This is a genomic window from Mesorhizobium sp. M7A.F.Ca.AU.002.02.1.1 (genome assembly GCF_003998535.1).
GTDB classification, from domain to species: domain Bacteria; phylum Pseudomonadota; class Alphaproteobacteria; order Rhizobiales; family Rhizobiaceae; genus Mesorhizobium; species Mesorhizobium ciceri.
Genome location: NZ_RZPB01000863.1, coordinates 1 through 2,305, shown reverse-complemented (window position 1 = coordinate 2,305; position 2,305 = coordinate 1). Strand labels below are relative to the sequence as shown.

The window sequence follows — 2,305 nt, the reverse complement described above, 5'->3', positions numbered from 1 at the left end:
GAAGAATGGCTTCCGATTCGGAAAAGACGCCGAGGCCGAACGGGCCGATCACCACGCCGGCAGCCAGATAGCCGAGGATCGAGCCGAGGCCCATGCGCTTGAAGATGGGAACGGCGACGACACCGGCAGCAAGCAGCGCCACCACCTGAACCAGATCACTGCCCGATGCTTCCGCCGCCATGCCTCTTGTCCCTGTGTCTTGCAGCACTCCTTGCATGCAGTTGGAGCGGGAGGCAAGGCGAGAAATCTGCCGGAAAGGGTAGGGTGCCGTTGCAGTGATTGACCTGGTGGAACAACGGTCCCCGCTTGCCTGCCGGACGTTCGGCATCTATATTGCGTATATGTTTGACCATTCGTCCCGGCCGTCCTCGCCGCCACATATCCCGATGGATGCGCTCAGCGAAGTTCTGCAAGACTTTCGCTTGAGTGGTGTCAACTATGGCCGCTGCGAACTCCGGCACCCATGGAGCATAGACTTTCCGCAACAACAGCTGCTTCGGTTTCACTTTGTCGGCCAGGGCCCATGCTGGATTCATACTGAATCGCAAGGTTGGCAGGAGCTGCGCGATGGCGATCTGGTGCTGCTGCCGCAAGGCATCGCCCATCGGCTGGCGAGCGCGCCGGACGTTGCAGGGGGCTCGCTCGAAGGTTGCCAGGTGATCAAGTTGGGGGGCAACGTCTGCGAAGTGGTACGGCAAGGAACGGGCGCGACGAGCACCCTTTTCTGCGGCTCCATGGCCTTGGACTCCTATGCGCTCAACCCATTGATCACGTTGATGCCGCCTGTCATCAAGGGTTGCGACGTGGCCGGCAATGACCCGGTCGTCGGTCCTTTGCTGGCGGCCATGACGGTGGAGGCCTCGCAGCCGCAGATGGGCAGCGCCACGATTCTGTCGCGTATGGCCGACTTGCTGACGGCCCGGCTCATACGCTGCTGGGTCAATTGCAATGGAGCCTCGACCACCGGTTGGCTCGCAGCCATCCGCGACCCCCATATAGGCCGCGCTTTGGCGGCCATGCACCGCGACCCCGGCCACAACTGGACGCTGGGAAGCCTGGCCGGCGTGGCAGGCCAATCGCGCTCGATTTTCGCCGAGCGTTTCAGTGCGGTATTGGGGGAGGGTGCCGCACACTATCTCGCCCGCCTGCGCATGCAGCTTGCCCGCGAATTGCTGGGCCAAAACGGCTTGTCGGTTGCCGAAGTCGCTACCCGTTTGGGCTATGATTCGGAGGCATCCTTCGCGCGCGCGTTCAAGCGCATCACCAATGTCTCGCCGGGCGTTGTGCGTCGCACAATTCCCGGACGAATGGATATGAATTTCGGATTCTAAGATACATATCATCCGAGCGGACTCGCCTATTTAAGACCTCCAAACTTTGGAGATCTTTCCGTGACTGACACAACATTACAGCTTGAAGACGCCGCGACTGGCCTTGATGCCGATGCACCAGCCGCGTGGAGCGCAGCCACCTGGTTCGCGGTCATTTCATTGGCGGCCACCAGCTTTGCCTTGGTGTCGGCCGAATTCCTGCCCGCAGGTCTGCTGACGCCAATGGCACGCGATCTCGGCATCAGCGAGGGGACGGCCGGACAGGTAGTCACCGCCACCGCTTCCGTCGGCGCCGTGACGGCCATGTTGAGCAATGTTCTCATCGGCCGCTTGAACCGCAAGGCGGTGCTGGTTGGTCTCAGTGCTCTTGCGGTCGGTTCCAATGTCCTGGCGGCGCTGGCGACCGATTTCTGGCTGTTGCTGTTGGGCCGCGCCGGGCTGGGCATCGCTCTCAGCGCTTTCTGGGCACTTTCGGTCGCCGTTGTGGCGAGGCTGGTTGGCGCCAGCGCGACAGGTCGGGGCATGGCGATCGTCACCCTGGGCGTCTCGCTCGCAACCATTGCCGCACCGTCGATGGGCGCGTTGATCAGTGACTGGATAGGGTGGCGCAGTGCCATGGCCATGACGGCGGGGCTGGCCGCGCTTGCCATGCTGCTGCAGTTTCTCAGCCTGCCGACCTTGCCCGCAACGGCAAGCAACAGCCTTGCAGATGTATTTCGGCTGACCCGGCGGCGCGGCATCCAACTCGGGATGCTGGCTATCCTTTTGCTGATGACGGGGCATTTTGCCGGCTCGGTCTATGTGCGTCCCTTCCTCGAACAGGTGACACTCCTTACAACCGGACCGATTGCCTTGGCTCTGCTCGGGTTTGGCGTCGCTGCCGTGATCGGTAATGTTGCCGGCGGCCGCATGGCCGACACCAACATCCACATGGCCCTCGCAGTCACCGCGGCGTTGATGGCGGTTGCGGCCCT

The 2,305-nt window shown here is 62.4% G+C and carries 2 protein-coding genes and 1 pseudogene; 2 read left to right on the top strand and 1 reads right to left on the bottom strand.

The features are described 5' to 3' along the window. A pseudogene (locus EN879_RS32485) lies at window positions 1-181 on the bottom strand (potassium transporter); the annotation flags it as partial. Between the two features lie 160 nt (window positions 182-341). On the opposite strand from EN879_RS32485, the gene EN879_RS32480 reads away from it, so the two are divergent. Both EN879_RS32480 and EN879_RS32475 read left to right on the top strand, forming a co-directional pair. Continuing rightward, window positions 342-1,331: an AraC family transcriptional regulator gene (locus EN879_RS32480; RefSeq protein WP_063170228.1), complete on the top strand. Its 990-nt coding sequence runs from the start codon at window positions 342-344 to the stop codon at window positions 1,329-1,331. Between the two features lie 60 nt (window positions 1,332-1,391). Then, the coding region (locus tag EN879_RS32475) for an MFS transporter (RefSeq protein WP_164774721.1) at window positions 1,392-2,305 on the top strand (914 nt) is incomplete at its 3' end.

Bases quoted from the DNA above. Each gene is read 5' to 3' on its own strand.
- EN879_RS32480 (WP_063170228.1), top strand. From the start codon at position 342: ATGTTTGACCATTCGTCCCGGCCGTCCTCGCCGCCACATATCCCGATG.